At 76.6% G+C, this 286-nt stretch carries 1 pseudogene; it reads right to left on the reverse strand.

The features are described from left to right. Window positions 1–174: 174 nt before the first annotated feature. Window positions 175–286, reverse strand: a pseudogene (locus tag ACGFT1_RS35840) (pectin esterase); the annotation flags it as partial.

Raw genomic sequence — 286 nt, forward strand, 5'->3', positions numbered from 1 at the left:
CCCTGGCGGACTACCTGACGGCGCACTCGTCGGCGAGCAGCCCGATCGCCCCGCCGAAGGCCGACCGGATCACCGTCGTGCGGTGAGCCCCGGATGAGATCCCGGTGAGACCCCCTGGTGGCTCCGCACCCGCGACGGCGGGTGCCGAGCCACCGGTGTCTCCGCGGCCGGGGTTCAGGACGCGGTGGGTGTCCAGTCGCCGAGCCAGTCGGCGACCTCCTGCTGGGCGGCCTGGGCGTCGGTCAGCAGGGGGCGGTCGGTGCTCGCCGGGCCCGCGCCCGGACCG

The organism is Streptomyces sp. Y20 (assembly GCF_043195475.1).
In the GTDB taxonomy this organism is placed as follows: domain Bacteria; phylum Actinomycetota; class Actinomycetes; order Streptomycetales; family Streptomycetaceae; genus Streptomyces.